General features: G+C 60.4%; 20 protein-coding genes and 1 tRNA gene. 10 read left to right on the top strand and 11 right to left on the bottom strand.

The window, feature by feature from the left end:
• Together A3AI_RS0127750 and A3AI_RS45465 are read left to right on the top strand one after the other, a co-directional pair.
• Window positions 1-256: IS30 family transposase (locus A3AI_RS0127750; RefSeq protein WP_024518711.1), on the top strand; the 256-nt coding region annotated here is incomplete at its 5' end.
• Window positions 257-485: 229 nt separating this feature from the next.
• Complete coding sequence (locus tag A3AI_RS45465) at window positions 486-983, top strand: Crp/Fnr family transcriptional regulator (protein WP_024518710.1); 498 nt, start codon at window positions 486-488, stop codon at window positions 981-983.
• A gap of 33 nt (window positions 984-1,016) precedes the next feature.
• On the opposite strand, the gene A3AI_RS0127740 is transcribed toward A3AI_RS45465, so the two are convergent.
• The 3 genes from A3AI_RS0127740 to A3AI_RS0127730 form a co-directional block, all read right to left on the bottom strand.
• Window positions 1,017-2,240, bottom strand: a complete 1,224-nt coding sequence (locus A3AI_RS0127740; RefSeq protein ID WP_024518709.1) for an NAD(P)/FAD-dependent oxidoreductase — start codon at window positions 2,238-2,240, stop codon at window positions 1,017-1,019.
• A 107-nt stretch (window positions 2,241-2,347) separates the two neighbouring features.
• Window positions 2,348-3,010 (bottom strand): TetR/AcrR family transcriptional regulator, encoded by a 663-nt coding sequence (locus A3AI_RS0127735; RefSeq protein ID WP_024518708.1) that lies wholly within the window; start codon window positions 3,008-3,010, stop codon window positions 2,348-2,350.
• A 386-nt stretch (window positions 3,011-3,396) separates the two neighbouring features.
• The gene (locus A3AI_RS0127730) at window positions 3,397-5,175 is read right to left on the bottom strand and encodes an acyl-CoA dehydrogenase family protein (RefSeq protein WP_024518707.1); all 1,779 of its coding nucleotides are present in this window, start codon (window positions 5,173-5,175) and stop codon (window positions 3,397-3,399) included.
• A 337-nt stretch (window positions 5,176-5,512) separates the two neighbouring features.
• Here A3AI_RS0127730 and A3AI_RS0127725 point away from each other — a divergent pair.
• A tRNA-Gln gene (locus A3AI_RS0127725) sits at window positions 5,513-5,587 on the top strand.
• 383 nt (window positions 5,588-5,970) lie between these two features.
• Here A3AI_RS0127725 and A3AI_RS0127720 read toward each other — a convergent pair.
• A complete protein-coding gene (locus A3AI_RS0127720) occupies window positions 5,971-6,150 on the bottom strand; it encodes a hypothetical protein (RefSeq protein WP_024518706.1) in 180 nt (59 codons plus the stop codon).
• 97 nt (window positions 6,151-6,247) lie between these two features.
• On the opposite strand from A3AI_RS0127720, the gene A3AI_RS0127715 reads away from it, so the two are divergent.
• On the top strand, window positions 6,248-8,062 hold the full coding sequence (locus tag A3AI_RS0127715) for a B12-binding domain-containing radical SAM protein (RefSeq protein WP_024518705.1): 1,815 nt from the start codon (window positions 6,248-6,250) through the stop codon (window positions 8,060-8,062).
• A gap of 276 nt (window positions 8,063-8,338) precedes the next feature.
• Here the strand turns inward: A3AI_RS0127715 and A3AI_RS0127710 are convergent, their stop codons facing one another.
• The 3 genes from A3AI_RS0127710 to A3AI_RS0127700 all read right to left on the bottom strand — a co-directional run bounded on the left by A3AI_RS0127710 (window position 8,339) and on the right by A3AI_RS0127700 (window position 10,723).
• Window positions 8,339-8,833, bottom strand: coding sequence for a DUF302 domain-containing protein (locus tag A3AI_RS0127710; protein ID WP_024518704.1), 495 nt, complete (start codon window positions 8,831-8,833; stop codon window positions 8,339-8,341).
• A gap of 54 nt (window positions 8,834-8,887) precedes the next feature.
• Window positions 8,888-9,763, bottom strand: a complete 876-nt coding sequence (locus A3AI_RS0127705; protein WP_024518703.1) for an alpha/beta fold hydrolase — start codon at window positions 9,761-9,763, stop codon at window positions 8,888-8,890.
• A 189-nt stretch (window positions 9,764-9,952) separates the two neighbouring features.
• On the bottom strand, window positions 9,953-10,723 hold the full coding sequence (locus tag A3AI_RS0127700) for an alpha/beta fold hydrolase (protein ID WP_024518702.1): 771 nt from the start codon (window positions 10,721-10,723) through the stop codon (window positions 9,953-9,955).
• A gap of 214 nt (window positions 10,724-10,937) precedes the next feature.
• On the opposite strand from A3AI_RS0127700, the gene A3AI_RS0127695 reads away from it, so the two are divergent.
• Window positions 10,938-11,897: an AraC family transcriptional regulator gene (locus A3AI_RS0127695; protein WP_024518712.1), complete on the top strand. Its 960-nt coding sequence runs from the start codon at window positions 10,938-10,940 to the stop codon at window positions 11,895-11,897.
• Between the two features lie 172 nt (window positions 11,898-12,069).
• Here A3AI_RS0127695 and A3AI_RS47995 read toward each other — a convergent pair whose 3' ends face one another.
• Both A3AI_RS47995 and A3AI_RS0127685 read right to left on the bottom strand, forming a co-directional pair.
• Window positions 12,070-12,738 carry an aldo/keto reductase gene (locus tag A3AI_RS47995; protein WP_198030228.1) on the bottom strand — a complete coding sequence of 223 codons (669 nt, stop codon included), beginning with the start codon at window positions 12,736-12,738 and terminating at the stop codon, window positions 12,070-12,072.
• Between the two features lie 193 nt (window positions 12,739-12,931).
• Window positions 12,932-13,312, bottom strand: a complete 381-nt coding sequence (locus A3AI_RS0127685; RefSeq protein WP_024518701.1) for a tautomerase family protein — start codon at window positions 13,310-13,312, stop codon at window positions 12,932-12,934.
• A gap of 113 nt (window positions 13,313-13,425) precedes the next feature.
• Here A3AI_RS0127685 and A3AI_RS0127680 point away from each other — a divergent pair, with 113 nt between their 5' ends.
• From A3AI_RS0127680 to A3AI_RS0127660, 4 genes are all read left to right on the top strand, one after another.
• Complete coding sequence (locus tag A3AI_RS0127680; protein WP_024518700.1) at window positions 13,426-13,911, top strand: MarR family winged helix-turn-helix transcriptional regulator; 486 nt, start codon at window positions 13,426-13,428, stop codon at window positions 13,909-13,911.
• Window positions 13,912-13,920: 9 nt separating this feature from the next.
• A complete protein-coding gene (locus A3AI_RS50305) occupies window positions 13,921-14,259 on the top strand; it encodes a glutathione S-transferase N-terminal domain-containing protein (protein WP_198030227.1) in 339 nt (112 codons plus the stop codon).
• 738 nt (window positions 14,260-14,997) lie between these two features.
• Window positions 14,998-15,813: a 2-keto-4-pentenoate hydratase gene (locus A3AI_RS0127665; RefSeq protein WP_024518698.1), complete on the top strand. Its 816-nt coding sequence runs from the start codon at window positions 14,998-15,000 to the stop codon at window positions 15,811-15,813.
• A gap of 411 nt (window positions 15,814-16,224) precedes the next feature.
• Entirely contained in the window at window positions 16,225-18,801 is a 2,577-nt protein-coding gene (locus A3AI_RS0127660; RefSeq protein WP_024518697.1) for an ATP-binding protein, read from the top strand.
• 572 nt (window positions 18,802-19,373) lie between these two features.
• On the opposite strand, the gene A3AI_RS48865 is transcribed toward A3AI_RS0127660, so the two are convergent.
• On the bottom strand, window positions 19,374-19,529 hold the full coding sequence (locus A3AI_RS48865; RefSeq protein ID WP_198030225.1) for a hypothetical protein: 156 nt from the start codon (window positions 19,527-19,529) through the stop codon (window positions 19,374-19,376).
• A gap of 185 nt (window positions 19,530-19,714) precedes the next feature.
• Complete coding sequence (locus A3AI_RS47985) at window positions 19,715-19,870, bottom strand: hypothetical protein (protein ID WP_156927971.1); 156 nt, start codon at window positions 19,868-19,870, stop codon at window positions 19,715-19,717.
• A 593-nt stretch (window positions 19,871-20,463) separates the two neighbouring features.
• Between A3AI_RS47985 and A3AI_RS0127645 the strand changes: the two genes are divergently transcribed.
• A complete protein-coding gene (locus A3AI_RS0127645; protein ID WP_024518696.1) occupies window positions 20,464-22,254 on the top strand; it encodes an adenylate/guanylate cyclase domain-containing protein in 1,791 nt (596 codons plus the stop codon).
• Window positions 22,255-22,408 lie beyond the last annotated feature (154 nt).

Here is a 22,408-nt window from a genome sequence, read left to right as displayed (position 1 = left end):
TGATCATCAGCGTCTGACATTAGCTACCAAGATCGATGTCTATTTCTGCGACCCTCGCTGTCCCTGGCAGCGCGGGTCAAACGAAAATACCAACAGATTGCTGCGCCAGTATCTTCCGCGTGGCATCGATCTGTCATTGTACAGCCAGGCCAAGCTCAGCGCGATCGCCAAGCAGCTCAATGAAAGGCCACGAAAGACCTTGCTCTTTCAAACCCCAGCTGAGAAGTTCGCAGAATGTGTTGCGGCGATCAGTTAAACCCCCCGTCAGCCACCAAGCTCGCGCGGCGGCGCAATAGGTGGCGAAGGGCCAAAAGGCGACAGCCTCAGCGCCGCATTGAGCGCCGCCGACCCGATATTTGCGGCGGCGGGCTGATGCCTTTGATACAGTCAGACCGGAGCCCCGCCGCTTTACGGCTGGTCAATTTTGCTGTCACTTCTTCGCTGCTGGTTCAGCAGGCAAAGCCTAAACGATTGGAGACCGTGACATGTCTCTTATTCCTGACAATGCATTCCAAAATAGTCTCTCCACACTTCCGCTAGCGTCCTACCAAGTCGGCGAAACGGTGATCGCTGATGGTTCCAGGACGGGTCGGCTGCTAATCCTCAAAAAGGGAAATGTCGCAATTATCAAAGAAGGGCACGAGATTGCGCGGGTGGCGGAGCCCGGCGCGGTGTTCGGTGAACTCTCGGTCTTGCTAGACCAGCCGCACGCCGCGGACGTGCGCACGTTAGAAACCTCCCTGTTTCACGTAGCCGACGGAACCACGCTGCTCACGCAAAATCCGATCGCGATGCTTTATGTCGCGACGACGCTGGCCCGCCGACTTAATGGCGCGAACCAGGCTCTCGTTGAGCTAAAGCAGCAACTTTTGACCGGCGAGCCGCAGAGCGCGATCGTCCAGACTGTCAGCAAGATGGAAGGACTTCTAATCGCCAGTTCCAGCTTGGTCTATTCAGGATATCCAACCGATCCTTACGCCTAATTTTAGGCGCGCCCGTGCAATCGCCAGGCCCAGTCAACTCTTCGACGTAGTCCGCGTCACCGGCGGCGCCTGGATGGTCGGTGCTGCGGCGTCGAACAGGGCCCGCTGGCTGCCGTTGCGCGGCGGATAGATACGCTTGTGGTTGATGGTTTGTTTGGTCACCTTGGCGGCGGCGCCGGTCGCGTGCACCTGTCGATCCCAGCCGACCGTGTACAGCGCGCCCCAGCCGCCGAGATCGAGCACGGTGACATACCAGTCGATGACAAGCGGAAGCATCGGTTGTCCGAACAAATCGGCCACTACGTTATGGCCGGCGAAGCGGCCCATTGGACGGGCGAACTGGCACGACATGACTGTCGCATGTGTGCCATCGACGACGCAGGATGCGATATCGCCGGCGGCGAAGACGTTCGAGAGGCCCTTGGCCCGCATGAAGGAATCGACGTCGATGCGGCCGAGCCGGTCGTGCTCGCCAGCGAGCGTCGCGGCGAGCGGATTGGCGGCCATGCCCGCGCACCACACCACCGTTTGCGCAGGGATGAACTCGCCCGAGTTGAGCGTGACGCCACGCGCATCGACCGCGCTGATCCTCACGCCCAGCCGCGTCTCGACGGCAAGCGAGGCCAGCGCCTCGCTGATCACGGGACGCCCGTGGTCGCCGATCGTCGCACCGACGACCGGGTTGGGGTCGACCAGGATGATGCGGGGATCGCTGACGCCGGCATTTGCGCATTTGGCCGGCATCTCCGTCGCGACTTCGATGCCGGTAAAGCCCGCGCCCACCACCACGATCGTTGCGCGCTGCGGTGACGGCACCTGCCTGCCGAGGGCCGCCAGATGGTTGTTGAGCCGCGCTGCGGCTTCATAGGTGTCGACGTCAAAGCTGTTGGCGGCAAGCCCCGGAATTGCGGGGCGTACCAGCTCGCTGCCAAGCGTCAGCACCAGCCGGTCATAATGCAAAGTCTCCTGGCCGTGGCTCGTTGCAATGATGACCTCTTGCGTTGCCGGCTCGATCGAGCTGACCTCGGCAACCCTGTGGTCGACATCGATGGGATCGAGCAGCTCGGCGAGCGGAATGGCGGCCTCGCTCAGGTCGACCTCGTAGTTGCGCACCCGGATGTTGTGATAGGGATTGCGGTCGATGACGAGAATTTCGGCATCGTGGCGCGACTTGCCAAGTTCGTCGCGCTGGCGCGCCGCGCCGATCGCGGCCCACAGGCCGGCAAATCCCGCGCCAAGGACAAGGATCCGCGCCATGTCCCGTCTCCCGGTTGCCTGGTGAAATGGTTCTCGGCCTGCGCGCAGGATGATAGCAAGGTCGCCGTTGCCGAGTCCATGCGGCGTATGGGGCTGCCCTGGGTGTTCTACCCCCGGCCGCAAGCCTCCAGGAAAAATTCGACGCGCTGGCGGACGTAAGCCGGCAGCTCCTTCTTCAGCGCCTTTACGTCTTCGCCGAGCAGGCGGCTGAACAGCATGGCAAACAGCACGAGGTCGAGAAATATCCGCGCCGTGTCGGTGATCCTGTCGGGCGAAAAGGCGCCCCGGGCTGCGATGCCTTCCTCGCGCGCGAGCTCGCCGAGCAGTTTTGCGAGGTTGGCCGCCGCGCGCTTGCGCGCCATCTCGTTGATGCGGCGGGTGAGGTCCGGAAAGCGCTCGGCTTCCGCTATCCCGGAGCGCATCAGGCCGATGGTCTCGCCGTCGAGGGTTCGCTCGATCAGTGCAATGCCGAGATTGACGAGCCTGGCCTGAAGGCTGCGCCCCTGCGGCACCAGATTCTCGAACTGCGTGTTTCGCGCCACCTGACGCGCCATCACGGCCTCGAACAGCGATTCCTTGTTCGCGTAGCGGGCATAGATGGTGGGCTTACCGGCGCGCGCCGTCTGCGCGATCTCGTCCACGCTTGCGCCCTCGAAGCCGCGCCTGACGAAAACCTCTTGCGCCGCGTCGAGAATGCGCTCCTCGACCTCGCCCGCCCGCTCAAGCGGCGGCCTGCCGCCCTTGCTGTGGGCCCGTTTCAAAGCAATCATGGGTTCAGCCCGCGCGCCAAAAATGAATCAATGCAATGGGTTCTCGCCGACAGTATTGGCACAGCACGGCCGATTGTTCAATTAACTGAACGGAGGAGTTTTATTGCGGTTGTAATTTGCGCCGGTTGGAACAAGCGATTTGCCCGCCCGGGCGCCGAGCGCGAATTCCTGTCAATCCTCCGAGCCGAATATAATTCTGTTTTTCGAAATCTAGAATCGAGAGTACTGTGTGCCTCGTTCCGAGCCGGCAAGGCGGCCCATGATCACAGGCTGTCGTTAGTGGATCACAGGCTGTCGTTAGTGCGATGATTGTATGCCGCCAAGCACCACGTCGCGATTCCGCGGTATTGGTCCCGGCCTTCGCCGGGACGACCGTGCGGAAAGCGCTACCCCAGCAACACCGCATCCGCGCCGTTCACCGTCTCCGCGCCATCGGTCACACTCTTCTCCAAAGACGGCGCCTGCACTGTGACGTTTTCGGCAAAGAAGCGCGCCAGCGCCACGTAGCGCTGGGGATCGCCGAGGTGCTCGGCGCGCGCGGCGAGCGCTTCGGACGCCAGGTAGCAGCCGCCGAGCGTGGCGCCGAACAGCCGCAGATAAGGCGTGGCGCCGGCCAGTGCATCGTTCGGCGCTGTGCCAACCCGCTCGAGCAGCCAGCGGCTGGCGCGTTCGAGCGAGAGCAGCGCATCGCGCAGCTTTTGCCCTGTGGTGCCGAAGGCGGGATCGTTCGAGCCCTCGACCTGCTTCACGATCCGGTCGAGCTCGGCGAGCAGTGCCCACACCGACGCCCCGCCATTGGCGGCGAGCTTGCGCGTGACAAGGTCGATCGACTGGATGCCGTTGGTGCCCTCATAGATCGCGGTGATGCGGGCGTCGCGGGAATGCTGGGCGGCGCCGGTCTCCTCGATGAAACCCATGCCGCCATGCACCTGCACGCCGAGATAGGCGACCTCGTTGCCGATGTCGGTGGAGAAGGCCTTTGCGATCGGGGTCAGCAGCGCGCCACGGGCGGCAGCCTCGCTGCGCACCTTGGCATCCTTGGCGCGCACCGCGACGTCGAGCGCAACGGCTGTGGCGTAGCAGATGGTGCGGGCGGCCGCGGTCATGGCGCGCATCTGGATCAGCATGCGCTTCACGTCGGGGTGCGCGATGATGACGTCCGAGCCGTTGCCGCTCGAGCCGACCGCGCGGCCCTGGCGGCGCTCCTGCGCATAGCCGAGCGCCTGCTGATAGGCGCGGTCGGCGATGCCGACGCCCTCGAGCCCGACACCGAGGCGGGCCTGGTTCATCATGGTGAACATGCAGCGCATGCCCTGGTTTTCCTCGCCGACGAGGTAGCCGATCGCGCCGCCATGATCGCCCATGGTCATGGTGCAGGTGGGCGAGGCATGCATGCCGAGCTTGTGCTCGACGCCGCTTGCGTAGATGTCGTTGCGCGTGCCGAGCGAGCCATCGGCATTGACCATGAATTTGGGAACGAGGAACAGCGAGATGCCCTTGGTGCCCGCGGGCGCATCGGGCAGGCGGGCCAGCACGAAATGCACGATGTTGTCGGTCATGTCGTGCTCGCCATAGGTGATGAAGATCTTGGTGCCCTTCAGGCGATAGGTGCCGTCGGGCGCGCGGTCGGCGCGAGTGCGCAGCGCGCCGACATCGGAACCGGCCTGCGGCTCGGTGAGCTGCATCGTGCCGGTCCATTCGCCGGAGATCAGCTTGGAGAGATAGATCTGCTTCAGCTCGGCGCTGCCATGCGCATCCAGCGCCTCGATCGCGGACAGCGTAAGCAACGGGCAGAGGCCGAAGGCGATGTTGGAGGCGCTCCAGATCTCGGTGCAGGCGGCGTTGATCGCAAGCGGCAGGCCCTGGCCGCCGAAATTCTCCGGACCCGAGACCGCGTTCCAGCCCGCCTCGGTCCAGCGCTTGTAGGCATCGGGCCAGCCGGGGGCGGTGGTCACCGTGCCGGCATCGAGCTTGATGCCATGCTCGTCGCCAACGCGGTTGAGCGGGGCAAGCACGTCGGAGGCGAACTTGCCGGCTTCCTCCAGCACGGCTTCAGTAATGTCGCCGTCGAAATCGCCGTAGTGGCCGGCCTCCACCGCAGCCTTCAGGCCCGCGCCATGGTTGAGCGCAAGCAGGATGTCCTTGATCGGCGCCTGATAGGTCATGACCGAAGCCTCGTTTCCTTGATCCCTGATACGGTGCCGTCTTCCCACGAAACCGGGGTGATCTCAACTGCCCGGGAAGCCGCAGGCAATGCCTGCGGAGCCAGGAAAGCGGGCTGCGGCAAGACGGCCGGGACAGGGACACGGGAGGGAATGCAGGGGCGGGCGCGTCGCGAGGCGGGAGAGCGGCGGAGAATTTGCTCATATCAAGGGCGAACCAGCGGAAATACCGCGTGCGAAATTTTGTCTAGCCTGTTGAAATGGCTTGTCTCCCCCTATAGACCGGCGGTGTGCGAAGCAGCGCGGCGGCATCATGCCGTCGCCTGCGTTCCCGGCCAGTTGGGGCGTAGCCAAGCGGTAAGGCAGCGGATTTTGATTCCGCCATTCGGAGGTTCGATCCCTCCCGCCCCAGCCACTTGATATTACTGATTTAAATCGTATCGCTTCATTTGGAATGGCGAATTCCGCTGCCTTTCGATGGTTGGGAGCCCGCCAGAGGGCGGCGTGTGCACCGTGACGACAAAGAACCTTTCAGAGCTGAACTATCGGGACAGCCCTCCCGAACGTCGTGCCATTCGACCGGGTTGCCTGCATGACGCAGACGCGAAGCGGACGAACTCTGGCGGTGAAACGCGCTGGCAATCAAGTCAAAGCCCCGAATCCATTCGGAGGCCGTCAATTTTGCGCGCTCCGGCCGCCATCCTCGTGTGCCCATAGCGCACTCTCGCTCGTACGAGCAGGAACTTGGGCCGCCGTCGCAACGCGATCGAGATGCGACCGGCTCAATTGGCGTTTTGATCAGTCAGCGTTACGCATGCAACGATTTTTCCGCCGGTGGTAATTGCGCGGTAATGCGGCACGCTCATTGAGCGCGCTGCTGGGGCCGTTCAGACCCGCCTGCCGGCTGGCGTGGCCCTGCACCGGCAGACCGTCCTTGTCACCATCCGGCGCGATGGGCTTCCCGAATTTGTCGTGCATGCATCGGAGACGCGCTTGCAGAAGCGACCGGCTGATCAGAGTGGTTTTGAGTTAGACGCTTTTTTCATCATCCGAACTGGTATTTGGGGGTACGGTAATGCAGACACCAAATTCGGCGCCGCGTAGATTTCAGCTTGCTTTGATCAAACCGTCGCATTATGGCGACGACGGCTATGTGATCCGCTGGTGGCGCGCGATAATACCGTCGAATTCCCTGGCTGCGGTCTATGGCGCGGCGCTTGACTGCATCGACCGTCAGGTGCTCGGACCCGGCGTCAACATTGATCTTGAAGCGGTCGACGAGTTCAGCCAGCGCATTGAGATCCGCAAACTGGTGCAGCGGTTTCGACGTCACAACAATTTTGGTTTGGTGGCCCTGGTTGGTGTGCAATCCAATCAGTATCCTCGAGCTCTTGACTTGGCGCGCCCGTTGCGCTCGGCCGGCGTTCCGGTTGCGATTGGGGGCTTCCATGTCTCCGGCTGTCTGTCAATGCTCGACGGTAACGCCGTCGGACTCGATGCCTGCCGGGACATGGGCGTATCGATTTTCGCTGGCGAAGCAGAGGGGCGCTTGGAGATTTTGCTGCGCGATGCAGCAGCAGGGCAGCTGCAGCCAGTCTACGATTTCCTGAAAGATCTGCCGGGCATCCAAGGTGCTCCGGTGCCATTCCTGCCCATTGCCAACATTCGCCGCACGCTCGGGTTGGGCTCAAGCTTCGATGCTGGACGGGGGTGTCCGTATCAGTGCTCGTTCTGCACGATCATCAACGTCCAGGGCCGCAAGTCGCGCTACCGTTCACCCGATGACGTCGAAAAGCTGGTCCGCGCCAATTGGGCTCAGGGCGTTTCCAAGTATTTCATCACCGATGACAACTTCGCGCGAAACAAGGAGTGGGAGCTCATCCTGGATCGTCTCATCAAGCTTCGAGAGGTCGACGGGATTCCGCTCGGCTTGATGATCCAGGTCGACACCTTGTGTCACAAGTTGCCGAATTTTATCGAGAAATGTAGGCGCGCCGGCGTCACGCGGGTTTTCATCGGCCTCGAAAACATCAACCCGGACAACCTTTCTGCCGCCAAAAAACGCCAGAACAAGATCACCGAATATCGCAAGATGATGCTGGCGTGGAAAGCACAGGGGATTTTTACGCTGGCCGGATATATCCTGGGTTTCCCCGCCGACACGCCGACCTCGATCCGTCGCGACATCGAAATCATTCAGCGCGAGCTGCCGCTCGACATTATAGAGTTCTTCTGTCTCACGCCGTTACCCGGCTCAGAGGATCACCGGACGCTTTGGTCAAAAAGAATCGATATGGATCCCGATCTAAACAAATATGATCTGGAGCACGTCTGCTGCGATCATCCGAACATGACCCGCGAGGAGTGGGCCGCGATCTATCAGGAAGCATGGCGCCTCTATTATTCCAGGGAGCATATGCAGAGATTGCTGCGCCGGACCGCTGCAACTCCAGGGAGAGTATCCAGCATGGTCAAGTTGCTCCTGAACTTCTCGTTGGCCGTCGGGTTGGAGGGTTTGCATCCGCTCCAGGGCGGCGTTGTCCGGCTCCGACATCCGACAGAACGGCGACCAGGTTTGCCGCCCGAGCCGGCCTGGGTGTTCTGGCCGCGTCTTGCCTGGGACACTATTCGGAAGACGTTCAGGATTCTGTCTGCTCTGACGACGCTGACAGCGGACGCAGTTAAGGCCTTACGTGATCCCGAACGCTATCGCTATACGGATCAGGCGCTGACGCCGGTTCGCGACGATGATGACGTGACGCTCGATTTGATGAACAAAACCGGCGGCGCGCGCGCCGCAGTGGCGCACATCAAGCGGGTCGACGAGTTGACTCACGCTTTCGGCGCAAAAGGCGCGGTGGGAGGCGGTCACTCGGAACGATTGATCTGAGTCCGGGATGTTGCATGGGGATCGAAGGGTTCGGATACGCGTTCCGCGGTCATATGGCTGATAGTTATTCCGACCATTGCCGCGAGGCCGCATGCCGGTAGAGCCATTTGCTTGGCCGCACGCGCGCCCAGTGGATCGTCTGAGACGGGACGGGCGATTGCGTCACGATACGACGCGATACAATGCGCCTTGTAGTTGCTGGATGATCAAGCTGATCTTGATTCCGCCATTAACGAGTTACCCGCTTCCATCGGCCGAAGACGTCATCAGGGCTTTTTAACTTGCACATTCGCGTAGCAAGGTTGTGATTTTCGCATCGAGATCTTGCGCGACGGCAAGGGCTTCCGAGCTGCCGTAGTGCCGGAGATAACTTTCCATTTTGTCATAAGCGACGTGCACGCCGTCGGGACGCTCATCAATGAGCACTGTGACTGGAGCGTAAGATCCAGCATCGGGCACGTGCTTGACCATTTCTTTCATGATGAGTGGATTGCCGACCACGAACCGCATGATTTTGGGCGCCTTGGATCCGGTTTCGCGACGCAGAATGTCGCCCAAGTCGAACTCTGCGAAGAGCATAAGATCCGTTCGGCCGAGGCCGCTTCGTACAACGCGCTCCAAATCCCGGAAGGAATTTGTCGCCTTTGTCTCCTTGAAAAAGTCGACCATGTTGGGTTGTCCGACCGCCGACTTGAGCGCGGCCACAACAGCGTCGAATGATTTTGAGCTCGTGAGGGTGAAACGTTCTACCTCGACTTTAGCGATTGTCATTTGTTCTCCGTAACAACTCTCATGGATAAAGTGCGTCTGATCGCGTCGAACGGGTCATGCGGCCGCGGGTTGTGAATCCAGGAAGGTCCGGACGTGGCTGACGAACATCTCGTGGTGCTGAAACAGGGCGCCGTGCCCTGAATCGGGATAGAGGACCAATTGAGCGTTGCTGAGTTCCCTGAACATTGCGCAAGCGTTATTCGCGGGCAGCATGGTGTCGTGGCTGCCGCTGACCACAAGAGCGGGCTGGCGGATGGTGCGCAGAATGGCGTGCTCAGGATCAGGGGTGGCGCACCAGGTGATCAGCGCCTTGGCCTGCGGGTCGGTGACCGCGCTGCCGTTATCGGTGTCCCGATCGTCCTTACGCACCTTCAAGCGCTTGAGGAAAGCCAAGCCTGACGACTTGCTGGCGGACGAGTTTGTGAAGAACAGCGGCAGGCGGGGGTCCGGCGCATCGGTTTGAGAAAACGCCTGCTGCAGGACCGCCAACAGATGTTCCTCTCCGCCTTTCGGCGCGGTGCCGACAAGAATGAGCTTCCGGACCAGCTGTCCGTGCTCGGCGGCGATCTGTTGGGCGACGCAGCCGCCGAGAGAAAAGCCCAGCAGGTCGACCTCAGAAAGGCTGAGCCGATTGATGAAGGCGACTGCATCTCTCGCCATCGCTGCGATATTGTCAGGCGTTTGGCCTGTCGAGAGACCGACCCCGGCGTTGTCAAATGCGATTACAGGGCGATCGGTGGCGAGAGCGTTGACGACGGCAGGATCCCATCCATCGATGTTGCCCGAGAAGTGCTGCAGGAGAACCAGGGGCGTTCCGGTAGCGGGGCCGAGCCGACGATAGGCGAAGCGTATCCCGTAGCCTTCGATGTAGCGGGTCGGCGCGGTTTCGAGCGTGGCTGCGTTCTGCCCCGTGATGTCGAGTTGAGTCATATCAATCTCCGGATACCTGGCACAAAATGATCGAGTAAGGGACGGGTGAGGCGTAGCGATCGAGGATCTTCTCCAGGATGTCGCTGGCGCTTGACAGTTTTGGCTGGTTTGCGCCGCCTTCCGGTGCGTTCCGCATTTCTCTGAGCGATCGTGCGCGCTCCCGGCGCACTAGCGCCGGGAGCGTTACCGTCACTTCGCGAGTGCGGCCTTTTCAATCACCGCGGCGACTTCCTTGGCATGGACGACGAGCGAAGCATGACTGCCGGCGACTTCCGTCGTCTGCGCCTTCATCCTGGCGGCGAAAAGCTTCTGCGCTTCGGGTGCGATCACCTTGTCCTTGGTGCTGATCACGTAGAACGTCGGCTTGTCATGCCAGGCGGCAATGTCGACGGGCGCCTCGAACGCTACGTGATTCAATGGAAGCTGATGGTTCGCAAGGGATTCGGCGATCTGCGGCGGAAGGTCAGCCGCGACCGCGGAAGGAAACACCTTCGGATCAATGTAGAGGTTACCCTTGTCGTCAGGATGAATCGCCGCGGTGCCTTCGGTTGCCGGACCGCTCTTGGCGAGGGTCGCCAGAGATTGTCCCACGTCAGGCGCGAAAGCGGAGACGTAAACGAGCGCCGACACCTTCGGATCGTTACCGGCTTGCGTAATGACCACGCCACCCCAGGAGTGGCCGACGAGGACGGTCTTGCCGTTTTGCTTCGCAAGCGCCTGTTTGGTGGCATCGACATCAGCCGCTAGGGAGGTGAGCGGATTTTCGACGAGCGTGACGTTGTATCCCTTCTTCGCGAGAATGTCGGCAACGGGTTGCCAACTCGTCTGATCTACGAAAGCGCCGTGCACGAGCACGATGTTGAGGTCTGCTCCCTTGGGTGGTTCGGCGGAATGAACGGAGCTGACCAATGTCGTTCCGGCCAGGAGTACGGTGGCAGCAAAAAGGAGGATATTTAGCATCGAATGTTCCTGTTGGCATGTCGGACGAACAGTCCGGTGGAATGACAGGGCGTTTCCAGCACGGTCGCGGTTCTTCCATCTGCCGTTGGCGAAATGGTTGCCGCACTTAACGGCGGCCCGCCGCGACATCACCTATTCCGCGGCCCCTTCGGACGATAGGGATCGATCGTCCAGTTGTTGTGTCCTATCGTCCACCCGGTCTAATCTCGGCGGCATGGATATACTCGCTCAAGTGCTCGATCGCGTTCGTCTCGGCGGGACGCTGCTCTTTCACTTCGAACTCGGCCACCCCTGGCATCTTGAGTTGCCGGCGCGCCCCTACGCACTGTTTCACTATCTCAGCCAAGGCTCGGCGACCCTCGCGGTTGGACAGGGACAGGAAATCCATATGACCGAGGGCGATTTTGTCGTCATCACGCGCGGAGAGCCCCATATGTTCTATTCGGATCGCCGGGCCAAACCTTTGCGGATTATGGATATCGACCGATCGTCGCCGCGTCTTGGCGTCATCCGTCACGGCAGAGGCGCAAAGCCGCTCTCGACCCTGATTTGCGGCAATTTCACTGTTTCACGTCCGCTGTTTGGCAGTGTGCTGGAGCTGCTTCCGCCCGTGCTCCTGCTGAAGCCGACGGCGGACGGTGGTTGGCTGGAAGCAATCTTGCACCGCATGGTCAGCGAGTCCGCGCACGAGCGTCCTGGCCAGAGCGTCGCGCTTTCACGACTGACCGAAGTGCTCTTTGTCGAGGCGCTCCGAAGTTGGATCGCGTCTCTCAGTCCCGGACAAGGCGGCTGGATTGGGGCCATATCCGACCCTCATATCGGACCCGCGCTGAAGCTGATTCACGAAAACCCGGAGCAGCCCTGGACACTGAGCGATCTTGGCCACCGCGTGGGGCTCGGCCGCTCGGTATTTTCGGCGCGCTTTACCAAGCTCGTTGGCCAGTCCATGCACCGCTATGTGATCGAGCGTCGGATGGCGGAAGCGGCGTTCCTGCTGGAAACCAGCGATGAGCCCATTGCACGGATCGCCAGCCGCGTCGGTTACGAGACAGCGGCGGCATTTTCCAAGCTGTTCCATCGATATCACGGCCTGTCGCCTGGTCGGTACCGAGCAGCTAGACAATCTAATAGCGGTGAGAGGCAAGCGGACATTGCGGGAAAAGCTGCCGATTGACCTTGGACCAGTTGAAATTCGTGCGCCGTCATTCATGTCTGGTCGCCTTTGGCGATATTCGACTTCTGCTTCTGGCCGATTTTGTTGCAAAAGTCGAAAATCGAACAACCATAAAAATCTCGCAAAAGCAGATCTTAAGACCTGCCCGCAGCTGCGTCGGTTGTAAGCTCCATTACGGAGCCCGGGCGCCAGGCACGAGCCCCGAGGTGGCCAACGGGAGAAGTTCGCGCTCGCACTCCCGGAACAGAAGGTTGTAACGCGGTTGGGCCGAAACGAAGCGCGTCAGCGTTAGTGCGTCCTGCCGTCCGAGCGCCCTTGCCAGACGGTAGGCGAGGAAATTTGATACGCCGATATAACGCGCCTTGCCCGAGCGGACGATCGTGTCCATCGCCTCAACCATTTCGTCGAGCGGCGTGGCGGGATCGTCCAGATGCAACTGGTAAAGGTCGATGTAATCGACCTTGAGACGGCGCAGTGAGGCGTCAATAGCATCCAGAAGATGCTTGCGCGAATTGCCTGCATCCCAGGCGGCCGGACCCATTTTGCCGCCGCCTTTTGTCGCGAGGATAAATCGGCTTCGCTTGCGGCTGAGCCAGCGCCCAGTGATGACTTCCGACGTGCCGACCTCCGCGCCGGGGGGATACATGCGCGCGTCCTGCTGCTGTGCAAAAACCAGCGCCGCTTGCGCCTGGTCCAGTTGGGCTTGGTTGGCACTGATCTGCGCCTTCTGGACGCTGATCTGCGCATCGATGTTCTGGATGCTGGCCGCACCATTCGCCACCTGCGCCCGTGCCCGATCGAGCGCAATACGGTAGTCACGATCGTCAATGCGCGCGATCACGTCGCCGGCATTGCAAGACCCTCCGACGTTCCTGCCAAGCGCTTGCCGATTCGTCTGGCATGTCGTTGTTATCGGGAGACCGCCGGGCACAACGCGACGGCACCACCAGCGCTCGCCTGCCGGCGCGGCGAAAAGTCGCTCGTGGTACGGAACTTCGTCGCCCGCGCTGTGTCCCGACGCGCCGGCGGCGCACTCACGGCGCGTATTGTGCGACGCCGTTGCCGAACGACCAGTTCTCCTTCTTGACGTCGACCAGGTTGATCAAGACGTCTTCCGGCCGGATGCCGGGCTTCGCCGCCAGGCCGTCGACGATGGTCTTGAAGAGAGACTTCTTCTGCTCGACCGTGCGACCCTCGTTCCAGGTGATCTGGATCATCACCAGATCGTCGCTCCGATGAATCCCGAGGTAGTCCGGGTCAAACAGGAAATTTTCGTCAGTGTGTTCGCCAACCACCTGGAAGCGATCGTTCTCCGGTACGCCGACGCTCACGAGTGCGTTATAGACCGCACGGCCTATGGCATCCCGGTAGTCGGCATCCTTGCCTTTGCGGATATCGATACGAACGAGGGGCATGGTGGGTCTCCTGATTGTCCGAGGCAGGCGACATTACCTGCATATGCTTGCATTTGAGGTTGAATATCTGTATATGCTTCTAATCCGATGCAAGGCCTGAACCAGGTGAAGTGATGGAAAGCAGACGGAAGCAGGACGCAGACTCGAAGAGCAGCGCGTGCAACTGCACGGCGCTGCGCAAAGCCTCACGCCGTATCTCGCAGCTTTACGACGCAGCTTTGGCCCCCGGCGGCATCAAGACGACGCAGCGCGCGATTCTAGCTGAGGTCGGACGGTCAGAATCCGCCACGGTCGGCGAACTGGCGGAGGCCCTGATAATGGACTCTGGCGCACTCGCCCACACATTGAAACCGTTGGAGCGCGAGGGTCTTGTTGATATCGCCATCGATCCAGCTGATCGACGTAGTCGGCTGATAACCCTTACCCGGCGCGGCCACGCAAAGCTCGCCGAAACCGACGCCCTGTGGGAGAAAGCCCAGAAAGGATTTGAGGCCGCCTTCGGCCGCACCGATTCCAAATCCTTGCGCGAGGCGCTGCGATTTCTGACGTCGGACGGCTTCTCTGCAGCGTTTGACAAAACCCTGTCGCGCAGTCGCTGAGCTTTGCAGATGAGCCAGGACCGCGCAGATATGATCCCAATCGAGCTTTATGGCGCCAACACTGGAAACTGCCTGCGTGTGTCCATCGCACTTGAAGAGGCAGGCATTCCCTACGTTGTAAAGCTTATGGACCTAGGCCACGGCGATCAGCGCCTTCCCGAGCATTTAGCGCGTAATCCGATGGGCCGAGTCCCCACTATCGTCCGCCGAGATCGAGACGGGCAGCCACGCCTGCCCAATCGACCCCAGCTTAGGGGTCCAATATATTTGAAAGGAGAAGGTCTCCACCGCAATGAAGCGAGCGCAAGCAGACGCCCGATCAGAGCCGGTTCGTCGAAAACATGGTGACCAACTTACAACTTGGCGCCGAGATCGTTCTTCCGCTCATCGAGGCAATCAGCGCCGAACGCACCCGTTCCCGTGCCTCGGAGGCCGCCTTGGTTTGCATTCAGGGCCGCTGCCATCTCGAGACCTTCTCTTCGGCCCCCCGCGATGCCCTGTGCGATCATCCTTACGATAGTGTCCGCTTCATCGCTTGAGAGCCTCTTCCTGCCCGATTCCTTCGTCCATGAATTTAGGATTTGACGAGCGCGTGCTAAGTCTCTTTCACAAAAAGGCATCTTGAGCAGCATTTCCGCAATTCTCCAATCGCGCCCAAGGCTAATCTACCATAGCGGAGGGGCTTGAGATATGCATTTGAGACGCTGAAACAGTGGGGTTGCCTAAACAAACCGCATGCTGCGTGGGACTGCCGAACGCGCGAGAAAATTGCATGTGACTCTTAAAGCCGCTGCCGCCAGCACGCATGTCGGATCCCATTTCAAAATAGTTCACGTCGGGTGAGGCCCGGATATAAGGACGTCGCCGGGCTCCGCCACTTCCAGAACCTCCAAGAATACAACGCGGCGTCTTCGACGTGCCCACGTTCGTCGTCGACAAGACCGGCGAGCTGTTCTGGGGCACCGATAGGCTCTGGCTACTGCGCGAGCGCCTTGAAAAGATGTGACCAAGGCCGCGCCGGGAAGGCTTGAGTCGCCGGCGCACCAGCGATGGACGATCGCTATCGCTCCAGTATAAAGTTCAAATATGGTCGCACACCCCGACATCGCAAAAATCGCCGAGGAAGTCCTCATCTCGCTGGCCGACCGCGCGCAGATCCCGACATTCTCATCGCGACCCGGTGGACTAAATCTGGCTCAAGCGTACCAAGTCACGCCGCTGCTTCGCGCCGCTTTCGAGAGCCGCGGCGAAACTATCACGGGCAGAAAAATCGGCTTTACGAACCGCCAGATGTGGAAGCCGTTCGGCGTCGACTCTCCGGTCTGGGGTTACGCGACCAGTCGCGCCACCTACGATCTCGCGGACAAGCATTCCTTTGCGCTGGCCGATTTCCTGGAGCCCCGCATCGAGCCGGAGATCATGTTCGGTATCAAAACGACACCGGCCTGCGCTACAAGCGACGACGCGTTGCTCGATTGCCTGGATTGGGTCGCTCTCGGCTACGAAATCGTGCAATCGATCTATCCCGACTGGAAGTTCTCAGCGTCGGACACGGTCGCCGCCAACGGCGTTCACGGCGCATTGCTGGTCGGAAAGCGTCACGCGATAACCCCGCGCAAGGCGGAGTGGCTTCGCGAGCTATCGACGTTCCAGGCCGAACTCTATTGCGACGGCAAACTCGTGCAGCGCGGGGGCGGGGCGCTGGTGCTAGATAGCCCGCTGAACGCGCTGCGTCACCTGGTTGAGTTGCTGGAAAAGGATCCGCTTAATCCGGCGCTGCGCTCCGGAGAGATCATCTCGACCGGGACGTTGACGCTCGCGATGCCCGTCGCACCGGGCGAACGCTGGACCACCAAAGTTTCCGGCATCCCGCTCGAGGACATTTCGATCGCCTGCGCATAAGATCGCGGCCTCACGACCAGAGGTACGCTGGTGCAAAATGCCGGTCCCGGACCTTCGGCCGTCCGGTCTACGGCGCGCTGGCGGACGCTATCGTCGCGAAATGGCCTGAAGAAACGGTCGCCAGATTGGCCGAGCGCCTCAACGAACGATGTCTTCTGTCGAACCCAGCGAGCCCGGCGTTGAACTGCTAAACGGCATCAGATGCAACCGGGAGATCCTGCCTTTTCTCCGACGATTACAACTGTAACACGATTCTCATTAACTGACGTTGCGCCGAATGTCATATATGCAATTAACATACGCCGACCACTCGTTTGCGCAGCGAGCTTTTTTGGAGGAGGTGCTTTCGAAGTGCTGCACGCGACATCCGGCGCCAAGCAGCTCCAGGAAGTTTGATCTTGGAAATCGCCTGTGACCCTACTGTTGCGCCTGTTTCTATTGGTGGCGGTCGCGCTTCTGCCCGCAATCGCCATTGAATCTTACAATCAGTTTGACCTTCATCGCTTGCAGCAAAGCGAAGTGGAGGAGCATGCACTCAACCTCGCCAAGCTCGCCGCCGCCCAGCAGCTAGAAATTGTTGAGGCAATTCATCAGGTACTGATCGCGCTCTCGGAGCTGCCGGCGATCAAGGCGAGGGATTCCCAAACATGCAGCAAATATCTTCTTGCTACCAAGCAGCGCTATCCGGCGTTCCATTTTATCGTCGTGGACATGAGTGGCAAATCCGTTTGTAGCACCAGTGGCGAAAGCGGGAGCGTTGCTGGCCGGGCCGACTTCGTTAACGCCACGAGGAGCGGTCATTTCGCGGTCGGACAGTTCTCGACGGGTGTATTAACCGGCAGGCAACTCATTCCATTTGCCTTGCCATTTTATGATGATGAAGGCCGTATGGCTGGCGCCATCATAACCGGACTCAACTTGGATTGGCTCGCCGAGTTCGCGGTGCACATGGGTATCCCGTCGGGCGCGGCAATCGCGATTAGAGACCGCAAGGGAACTTACCTCGTACGTCACCCAGATAACGGTCGGTTCGTCGGGCGGAAGATACCCGGTGACCGTTCCTTCGACCCGGATCATTCGGGCACAATTGACACGCTCGACGTTGATGGTGTGCAGCGGATTGTTGGTTACTCTGTTTTGAAAGCTGGCGACGGTGGGCTTATTGTCACGATCGGTCTCGACAAGTCGGAGGCTTTCGGTGCGATCCGACGTCGTACGCGGTCGGGCATCCTCCTGATCGTCCTAAGCACGTCCGTGGTGTTGGCGCTAACGTGGCTTGGCGCCCGTCGGTTCATCCAACACCCACTTCGCCAGTTGGTCGAAGCTGCCAACCAATGGCGGCTCGGTGATTACGCCTGTCGGGCGGATATCCGGGACAAACGGTCGGAAATTACCAGGGTCGGCGAAGCATTCAACGGGATGGCCGATGCGCTCGCGGATCGTGAATACGAACTCCACGACGCCAAGGAAAAGGCCGAAGCCGCCAAAGAAAAAGCCGAGCAGGCGGCGGCTCGGATCACGACGATATTTGAGTGTATGACGGACTGTGTCGTCATCGTCGATCCAAGTTGGCGTATCACTTATCTTAACGAGAGGGCGAGGGCGAGACTGTCCGGAGAAGACGACCTCATCGGGAAGAACCTCTGCGAGACTTTTCCGGATGCGATTGATCCAAAAATCGGAAGTCAATTTCACGAGGCGATAGCCGAACAACGTGTGGCTTCCTTCGAGACGTTCTACCGCGATGTCTGGTACGACGTCCATGCATTTTCATCCGGCGAAGGCATCGCAGTCTTGTTTCGAGATATCACTGAACACAAGCGTGCACTCGAAGCGCGGCGCTTGGTTGAGGAGCAGCTTCATCAGAGCCAAAAGATGGAATCCGTCGGTCAGCTTACGGGCGGTGTTGCCCATGACTTCAACAACCTGCTTGCCGTCGTTTCCGCGAACCTAGATCTAATCGAGCATGCTGCGGACAACGGCAAGGTTCGGCGTTTCGCCGTAAGCGCTCGGCGCGCCGCCGATCGGGGCGCAAAGCTCACCGCACAGCTCCTCGCCTTCTCCCGACAACAAGACCTGAACCCCAAACTAATCAACGTCAACGAGCTGATCTCCGATTTCCTGGGGCTCGTCCGTCAGGCCGTCGGGTCAGGATGCGAGGTCAAGCTAAAAACCGATGAGCGACTGTGGCTGTGCCAGGTCGACCCGTCCCTGCTGGAGACAGCCCTCCTCAATCTCGCGCTCAACGGTCGCGATGCGATGCGGCGCGGCGGCGTGCTCGAGATCGAGACGCGGAACGTCGTCCTGGATGAGGGAGCAGTCGCTGGGTGTCCGCCTGGATCATATGTAAGGCTGTCCGTCGCCGACACTGGCGAGGGGATGTCTCCGGAGGTACGGGAGCGGATTTTTGAGCCCTTCTTCACCACCAAGGAGGTCGGCAAGGGCACCGGTCTCGGTCTCAGCATGGTCTATGGCTTTGTCCGGCAATCCGGTGGGTATATTGCAGTCGAAAGTGCGCCCAACGCGGGCACCACGATCGCCCTGCACTTGCCGAAAGCAGCGCAGGAGACCTACGGCGAGGCGGAAGCCGACGAAATACGGACCATGCTCGGAGGCTCCGAGCGAATTCTTCTAGTCGAGGACAACGAGGATCTGCTGGAGGTCACATCAGAAATGCTGACCGGCTCCGGCTATCAGGTTCGCTCCGCCCGCAATGGTACCGAAGCCATCCGGATTCTCGATAGCGGCGGGCAATTTGACCTCCTGTTCAGCGATGTCGTCATGCCGAATGGACCCAATGGTGTCGAGCTTGCCCGCGAAGCGAAGCGACGGAGCGGCACGATCAAGGTACTGCTTACGTCGGGCTACGCGGGAGACTTGCTCACTCATCACGCGGCGGTCGATGAGTTTCCAATTATTCACAAGCCGTTCCGTTTATCCGAACTAGCTCAACGTCTGCGTTCGGTGTTACAAAAAGGTCGCGACTAAGCAGGCACGCGAAAAACAGGGGCGCCCTCCGCGGTACGCGTTAGGACGGCGAGACGCTCTCGGTCGGGTCGGGGTCGAAGCGAGAGGATCGGGTCATGCCCTGTCGCTCCAGGGCTCGATGCAAGCGCGGTTGGTGACCATCGAGTACCACTACGTGCTGCCGTCTTCAGCTCCTTGAGACCGCCAACAGGGGACCGTCCCTCTCCGTATTGCTGAGCCGTTAGGAATCGGCAGTGCAGCGGCTGGCTAAGGTAAAGAGCGTGCTCTGCTGGTTGATCGCGGCGCATCACCGTTGGGCGATTGAAGACCTTCGACGGATCGGTGATGTGTTCCTCGAGCTGAATTCGTGCGGTCGCGAGCCGCTCTCCGTGCGCGGCGACGCTCGCGCCGAACGGGCTTCCCCTAGGCGGCCAAGTCTTTGTCGGGTCGAGTGGCGACAACATATCCAAGGTGGGTCTGCGCTACGACGACGACACTGATCGGTGCTTTCCGGTGAACTCATTTGTCATATCGATGCGTGGACCGTGCAGCGCTTCCACTCAAAGGATCGTACGTGGGGCGCAACGCTCACGTCAGTCGCGCTCGAAGATCCTGGCTCCCGGGTAGACGCGCCGGGCGTAGGTCACGACCAGCGCCCGGTCCTGAGTCTCCAGGAACGGAGTTCGGATCTGACACGACCCGACGATGAGGTGCCACAGGCCATTGAGCTTCCGAATGATGACATTCATTTGAGTGCGTTCCTCGAAGACCTGCGTTCCAGCAAATAGCTGCTTTCGCGACAGTCTTACGATTCACTCCGCGGAGCAGTGATCCCGGTCACACGCCAGTCGCGCCCCAGACGCCTGAAGCGCACCTAGAGCCGGGGGGCGGTCTTTGCGGAGAAGGCGAGGCAACACGCGCAGAGCGCCGTCAATTATCCTTCCAATGCTTCCGACAGCAGCGTCAACTGAACCCGCTGCATCTCCACGGCGAGTAAAAGGACTGCGACGTAGATCTGCAGGGCGGCATGCGCCATGTCCAAGGTGACAGGGTTTGAGACGCGGCGGCGAAACTGGATGACTTGGCCCATCAATCACCTGCCAACTGCAAAGACGCGTCAGGCTTGGAACGCGCCTTACGTCTGTGGATAGTTCCCATGACAACGACCAAATCATACGCATTTTCTGATAGTTAACAAATGCTCCTGCTTCGGTATCTCTGTGGATAACTCGGGGTACCCAAGGGCTCAATCCGGCGTCCGCGTGGCTCCCTTGGTGCCGCGCAATATTCCTGAGCCTTTCCCGGGGCGGGGAAATGACATTATAGGAAGGCCATATCGCAGGCATGGGGCGGCGGGCCCTCATATCGATCGCGTTTGTTATTGCCCTTGCGCTGGCGATTTGGGGGACAACGTAGTTCGCCCTTACCCTGTTTGACGACTCAATGATCCGCTGACTGCCGCATGCAAGACGACAGTCTCATCAAAGCGCGATATGCCCGGACGATTCTGCGGGTGGCGCGCCCCTTGTGATCGGCAGACAGCGGGCCGCCCAACACCCACCAGTGGAGTCCGCAAGTCATCTGAAGGCATGAGCATCGGTTTTCGCGGGGGAGTCTCGTGGCGCCCTGTGGCAAGAGACGGTTCCATCGTACATAATGGCCCTGCGAACGGGATCGCGTGCCATGGCCAAGGCGCATCCAGGCAGGGTCGGACGCAGGTTGGCAGCCATAGTCGCAGCCGACGTGGCAGGCTACTCGCGGCTCATGGGCCTCGACGAGGTTGGTACCGCACGCACCCTCCGCGAACACCGCAATATTATCGACGCCCTCGTGGCGAAACACGGGGGTCGCCTCGTGAAGACCACGGGGGATGGCGTGTTGCTTGAGTTTCCCTCGGTGGTCGACGCGGTCGAATGCGCTGTCGCGGTGCAGGCGGTGATGGGTGAGCGGAACGAAGGTGTCTCTGAGGACGGGCGTATGCTCTTCAGGATCGGGATCAATCTCGGCGACATCCTGATAGAGGGCGAGGACATTCTTGGCGATGGTGTCAACGTCGCCGCGCGGCTTGAGGGGATCGCCGAGCCGGGTGGCATCTGCATATCATCTTCTGCCTACGAACAGGTTCGCGGCAAGGTCGCGGTCGAGTTCGTCGATCTGGGCGAGCAGAGCCTCAAAAACATCGACCGCCCTGTTCGGGCCTATGCCATCGTCGGGAGTGGACGTAGCGCGGCGATACGGGCTGAGCGCGCGAGGCCGGGCGGGCTTTCACCGCCTCGTCTTTCCATTGTTGTGCTGCCATTCACCAACCTGAGTGGTGGTCCTGAGCAGGACTATTTCGTCGATGGCGTAACCGAGAACCTGACCACAGACCTGTCACGCATCCGTGGCTCATTCGTCATTGGCCGGCACACCGCATTTACCTACAAGGGCAAGGCCGTTGACCTCAAGCAGATCGGCCGCGAGTTGAACGTCCGCTATGTGCTCGAAGGCTCGGTGCAGCGGGGCGGCAACCAGCTTCGGGTCAACGTGCAACTGATCGGCGCCGAGACCGGCAATCACCTCTGGGCCGAACGCTTCGACAAGCCGATCGCCGACCTGTTCGAAATGCAGGATGAAATCGTCTCCAGGCTCGCTAACGCGCTAAATGCCCAGCTCGTGGCCGCTGAGGCACGGCGAGCGGAAAACATGCTTCATCCCGATGCGATGGACTTGTATTTCCTGGGCAGGGCCAGCTTCAACAAGGGGCAGACCCTCGAAAACTTGACGCAAGCACGCGGCTTTTTCGAGCGTGCCTTGGCGCTTGATCCCGGAAATATCGAAGCGCTACTCGGCTCGGCGCTATTTGATCTTTCGATTGGTGGCGGTTATCTCACCGATGACAACCGGGCTGCGGGATTTGCTGCGGCCGAAGCAGTCTCGACCAAAGCTCTGTCGCTTGCCCCAGACAATGCCGTGGCTCACATGGTTTTGGGCATCGTCCACATCCTTTCAAACCGCGCAGCCCAAGGCATATCCGAATGCGAGCAGGCGCTGGCTCTGGATCGAAATCTGGCCGACGCCCACGCTTGTATTGGTTGGGCCAAGTATCTTCTCGGTCGCGGTGTGGAAACCGAAGCCCATATTCACGAGGCGCTCCGCCTCTCGCCCCGCGATATCGGCGCCTTCCGATGGATGATGTTCGTCGGTATCGCCAAATCGCAGGTCGGTGCTTACGAGGAAGCGGTCGTGTGGCTTCGTCGGAGCATCGATGCGAACCGCAACATGCCTTACACACATTTCAACCTTGCCGCTGCCTTGGCGCTACTGAGACGGTTGGATGAGGCGCGGGCTGCCGCGAAGGCGGGACTTGCGCTTGACCCAGCATTCACCATCCGCCGGTTTCAGCGCAACCTATCGAGCGACAACCCGATGTATCTCGCAGGACGCGAGCGCGTCTATACAGGCCTGCAGATGGCGGGGGTGCCGGAAGGGTGAGGGCTTAGCGACGAGGAAAGCCAATGTCAGACCCTACGGCAGTCGGCCGACGCCTCATCGCAGTCTTCGCAGCAGATGTTGAGGGCTACAGCCGCCTCATGGGCGCTGACGAGGTCGGCACCCTCAAAGGCTGACCGAACGGCGCGCAATCCTA

The sequence above is a fragment of the Bradyrhizobium sp. Tv2a-2 genome, from assembly GCF_000472425.1.
Lineage (GTDB): Bacteria > Pseudomonadota > Alphaproteobacteria > Rhizobiales > Xanthobacteraceae > Bradyrhizobium.
Note: the sequence above shows the minus strand (reverse complement) of the source record. Positions and strands in the feature narration are given on the sequence as shown.

What these genes read in the sequence shown, in the direction of transcription:
- A3AI_RS45465 (WP_024518710.1), top strand. Translation starts at nt 486, where the DNA reads ATGTCTCTTATTCCTGACAATGCATTCCAAAATAGTCTCTCCACACTT.
- A3AI_RS0127740 (WP_024518709.1), bottom strand. Translation starts at nt 2,240, where the DNA reads ATGGCGCGGATCCTTGTCCTTGGCGCGGGATTTGCCGGCCTGTGGGCC.
- A3AI_RS0127735 (WP_024518708.1), bottom strand. Translation starts at nt 3,010, where the DNA reads ATGATTGCTTTGAAACGGGCCCACAGCAAGGGCGGCAGGCCGCCGCTT.
- A3AI_RS0127730 (WP_024518707.1), bottom strand. Translation starts at nt 5,175, where the DNA reads ATGACCTATCAGGCGCCGATCAAGGACATCCTGCTTGCGCTCAACCAT.
- A3AI_RS0127720 (WP_024518706.1), bottom strand. Translation starts at nt 6,150, where the DNA reads ATGCACGACAAATTCGGGAAGCCCATCGCGCCGGATGGTGACAAGGAC.
- A3AI_RS0127715 (WP_024518705.1), top strand. Translation starts at nt 6,248, where the DNA reads ATGCAGACACCAAATTCGGCGCCGCGTAGATTTCAGCTTGCTTTGATC.
- A3AI_RS0127710 (WP_024518704.1), bottom strand. Translation starts at nt 8,833, where the DNA reads ATGACAATCGCTAAAGTCGAGGTAGAACGTTTCACCCTCACGAGCTCA.
- A3AI_RS0127705 (WP_024518703.1), bottom strand. Translation starts at nt 9,763, where the DNA reads ATGACTCAACTCGACATCACGGGGCAGAACGCAGCCACGCTCGAAACC.
- A3AI_RS0127700 (WP_024518702.1), bottom strand. Translation starts at nt 10,723, where the DNA reads ATGCTAAATATCCTCCTTTTTGCTGCCACCGTACTCCTGGCCGGAACG.
- A3AI_RS0127695 (WP_024518712.1), top strand. Translation starts at nt 10,938, where the DNA reads ATGGATATACTCGCTCAAGTGCTCGATCGCGTTCGTCTCGGCGGGACG.
- A3AI_RS0127685 (WP_024518701.1), bottom strand. Translation starts at nt 13,312, where the DNA reads ATGCCCCTCGTTCGTATCGATATCCGCAAAGGCAAGGATGCCGACTAC.
- A3AI_RS0127680 (WP_024518700.1), top strand. Translation starts at nt 13,426, where the DNA reads ATGGAAAGCAGACGGAAGCAGGACGCAGACTCGAAGAGCAGCGCGTGC.
- A3AI_RS50305 (WP_198030227.1), top strand. Translation starts at nt 13,921, where the DNA reads ATGAGCCAGGACCGCGCAGATATGATCCCAATCGAGCTTTATGGCGCC.
- A3AI_RS0127665 (WP_024518698.1), top strand. Translation starts at nt 14,998, where the DNA reads ATGGTCGCACACCCCGACATCGCAAAAATCGCCGAGGAAGTCCTCATC.
- A3AI_RS48865 (WP_198030225.1), bottom strand. Translation starts at nt 19,529, where the DNA reads ATGAATGTCATCATTCGGAAGCTCAATGGCCTGTGGCACCTCATCGTC.
- A3AI_RS47985 (WP_156927971.1), bottom strand. Translation starts at nt 19,870, where the DNA reads ATGGGCCAAGTCATCCAGTTTCGCCGCCGCGTCTCAAACCCTGTCACC.
- A3AI_RS0127645 (WP_024518696.1), top strand. Translation starts at nt 20,464, where the DNA reads ATGGCCAAGGCGCATCCAGGCAGGGTCGGACGCAGGTTGGCAGCCATA.